4 protein-coding genes are annotated in these 3412 nt (G+C 59.4%); 2 read left to right on the top strand and 2 right to left on the bottom strand.

The genetic code is table 11. The annotated features are described in order from the left end of the window. Nucleotides 1-262 (bottom strand): hypothetical protein (locus JJE47_15770; GenBank protein ID MBK5268877.1); only part of this gene is annotated, 262 nt, incomplete at its 3' end. 48 nt (nt 263-310) lie between these two features. Beyond that, complete coding sequence (locus JJE47_15765) at nt 311-664, bottom strand: glyoxalase (GenBank protein MBK5268876.1); 354 nt, start codon at nt 662-664, stop codon at nt 311-313. Nucleotides 665-717: 53 nt separating this feature from the next. Here JJE47_15765 and JJE47_15760 point away from each other — a divergent pair, with 53 nt between their 5' ends. Then, nucleotides 718-1575 (top strand): PAC2 family protein, encoded by an 858-nt coding sequence (locus tag JJE47_15760; GenBank protein MBK5268875.1) that lies wholly within the window; start codon nt 718-720, stop codon nt 1573-1575. Between the two features lie 74 nt (nt 1576-1649). Then, nucleotides 1650-3412 (top strand): leucine--tRNA ligase (locus tag JJE47_15755; GenBank protein ID MBK5268874.1); only part of this gene is annotated, 1763 nt, incomplete at its 3' end.

Raw genomic sequence — 3412 nt, 5'->3', positions numbered from 1 at the left:
CGTTGTCGTCGGTGAAGTAGTCGTGTCCGGTGGTGGGGAGGTGGAGGGCTCTGGCGAGGAAGGCGGCCATTTGTTCGCGGTTGACGGTGCGGGTGGGGCAGTAGCGGTTGTTGGTTGGTGGGTTGCAGCCCCGGGTGATGCCTTCTTGGGCGATCGCTTCGATGGATCCTTCGTGCACGTTGGCGTCGTCGTCGATAAACGACCCACCCGGGGGCAACACAACCAGGGAAAGTGCCAAAAACAGCGCGCCGAACGAAGCCATGGATTGTGAATCGGCATTTTGATCAAGAGCTGAAGCTCCGGTCGAGTCTCAGGCCCGTTCGTCGAGGAATTCGAGACGGTTGCCCACCGGGTCCGTCACATAGAAGCGCCGGCGCCCGGGCCAAAGGTCGTCCCAAACGGGATCCCCGTCTGCATCGATCAGTAGTCGCGAAAGGTCGTCGAGGTCGGCAACCGCCAGGCCGGGATGAGCCTTGATCGCCGGAGTAAACGGTGTTTCTATACCGATGTGGACTTCGGCATTCCCGTTCCGAAACCAGCACCCACCCCGGGATACCAACGCGTCCGGTTTGGGGATCTCGACAAATCCCAGAAGTGTCCAAAAGACCCGCATGGCAGGCTCGCAGCCAGGCGGTCCCGACAGTTGAACATGATCGATCTGCATGCCTCCAGCCTAGGCAGGTTGGTATTACCGGTCAGATGCGCCATCCTGTGTCTATGTATACGATTGAACGATCGGTCGATCTTCACGCGCCTGTCCTGCTGCTGAGCTTTACGGGATGGGTTGACGCGGGTGGGGTCGGCACAGAGGCGGCCGGTCTGATTGCGTCCGGGGGCGAGGTGGTTGGACACTTCGACGCCGACGCTTTGTTTGACTATCGGGTCAACCGTCCCACCGCCTCGTTCATCGATGGAAAGCTGACCGCAGTTGAGTATCCCGAAATCAGCATCACGGCTCGATCCATCGACGGCACCGATCTGCTCGTTGTGTCAGGCACCGAACCTGAGTTTCGGTGGCATGGGTTCGTCAAGTCCATGTACGAACTGACCCAACAATTCGGAGTGTCCCAGCTGATAGCGATCGGTTCGGTGCCTGGTCCGGTGCCGCACACGTTGCCAACCCCGGTTTTGAATACGTCGATGCAGCGAGATTTCTCGGCCGAGGGAGAACGCGTCGCCGAAGGTTTGCTGATGGTCCCATCCGGGGCGGTGACCGCCACCGAGTGGCATCTAGGCAAACTTGGAGTGCCAACGGCCGGCTTCTGGGCACAGGTACCGCATTACATGAATCAGCCCTTTACCCAAGCGGTCATCACGTTGGTCGAACGAGTTGGTCGTCATCTCGACGTGATGTTCCCGCTCAACGACCTGGCGGATCGGGCCGATCAACAGCGCGTCCAGTTGGACGAAATGGCTGCTCAACAGCCAGACATTGCCGCCCATATCGAACGGCTCGAGACGCTGTCGAGCGAGGATGATGCCGTGCCGTCAGCCGAGCAAATCGGTCTGGAAATCGAACGGTTCTTGCGCGACGAGTCAGAAGGCGGGACTCAGCCTCCGTCCGGCACGGCCTAAGCCAGGAGCGCAGTTAATCAAAGCTGGTGCGTTGCTTCAGGCTGGTAGCCTGACGAACCCCGAATACCGGAGAAATCGTGTCCGCGTACGACTTTGCAGAGCTTGAATCGAGATGGCAGACCGACTGGGAAGCCGAGGGTCTCTATCGGTCCCAGGTCGACTGGTCCAGACCAAAACATTACGCCTTGACGATGTTGCCTTACCCATCGGGTGACCTGCACATCGGGCACTGGTATGCCATGACCCCATCCGACACGCGGGCTCGCTACATGCGCATGAAGGGGTACAACGTGTTGTTCCCGATCGGCTTTGATGCCTTCGGGCTCCCGGCCGAAAACGCCGCAGTTCAACGCAACATCCATCCGGCCAAATGGACCCATTCGAACATGGAGAGAATGCGCAAGCAGCTTCGGTCGATGGGCGCCATGTTTGATTGGCAACGACAGGCGGTCAGCTGTGAACCGTCCTACTACAAGTGGACTGAATGGTTCTTCACGAGAATGTTCGAACATGGCATCGCCTATCGCGGTGAGGCGATGGTCAACTGGTCGCCGACTCTCCAGACCGTCCTTGCCAATGAGCAAGTCATCGACGGCCGGGATGAGCGGACCGGCCAACCGGTCATACAGAAGCTCATGGAGCAGTGGTTCTTTTCGATCACCAAATATGCCGACGAGCTCCTCAGCTTTGACGATATCGACTGGCCCGATCCGATCAAGAGCATGCAAACCAACTGGATCGGCCGGTCAGAAGGGGCCCGGGTTCGTTTCGCCACCGAGACGGGGTCCGAGATCGAAGTGTTCACAACCCGTCCTGACACATTGTGGGGAGCCACCTTCATGGTGCTGGCGCCTGAACATGTCCTCGTTGACGAGTTGACGAGTCCGGCCCAGCGAGAGGCCGTTGACGCGTATCGAATCGCCGCCGCCGCCCGTTCGGAGCTCGAACGGATGGAGGAAGATCGCGACAAGACCGGCGTCTTCACTGGTGGCTACGCCATCAACCCGGTTACCGGAGAGCGTATCCCGGTTTGGATCGCAGATTATGTTCTTGTGTCATACGGCACGGGAGCCATCATGGCGGTGCCGGCGCACGACCATCGCGATTTTGAGTTCGCCCGGGCGTTCGACCTTCCGATCGTACCGGTGATCATTCCGCAAGGAAGCGAACCGCTCGTGGCCGACGACATGGTCGACGGTTACGTTGGTCCGGGAATCATGACCAGCAGTGGACCCTTGAACGGGGTCGAAACGACTGATGCCAAGGGCCGCAAGAATCCGTCCGTCTCGGCCGCCATCGACTGGATCGAGTCCCACGGGTGTGGGGTTGAAGCCATCAATTATCGGTTGCGGGACTGGCTGATTTCCCGACAGCGTTATTGGGGATCGCCGATTCCGATCATCCACCGTCAGGATGGCACTCTTGAAGCGGTGCCCGATGACCAGCTTCCGGTGGTACTCCCTGAAGACGTGGTGTTCGAGGGCCGTAGCCCGCTCGTCGACGACGATGCTTTCCTATCAGTACTTGATTCGGACGGCCATCCGGCCCGGCGCGAAACCGACACGCTGGATACTTTTATGTGCTCGTCGTGGTACTGGTTCCGGTACCTGTCGCCGAATTTCGACGACGCACCGTTCGATCCTGAAGAAGCTGCCTACTGGCTGCCGGTCGATGTGTACACCGGAGGCGCAGAGCACGCGGTCATGCATCTGCTCTACTCCCGATTTTTCGTCAAGGTAATGCGCGATATGGGCATCTTCGCCGACACGGAAGCGGCCATGCTTGCCCACGGTCGGTTGGCAGGCGATGCCTTCGACGAACCGTTTCGGGTGCTTCG

The organism is Acidimicrobiia bacterium (assembly GCA_016650365.1).
Classification (GTDB): Bacteria; Actinomycetota; Acidimicrobiia; order Spongiisociales; family JAENVV01; genus JAENVV01.
Note: the sequence above shows the minus strand (reverse complement) of the source record. Positions and strands in the feature narration are given on the sequence as shown.

Coding starts and splice junctions, on each gene's coding strand:
- JJE47_15765 (MBK5268876.1), bottom strand. CDS start 664: ATGCAGATCGATCATGTTCAACTGTCGGGACCGCCTGGCTGCGAGCCT.
- JJE47_15760 (MBK5268875.1), top strand. CDS start 718: ATGTATACGATTGAACGATCGGTCGATCTTCACGCGCCTGTCCTGCTG.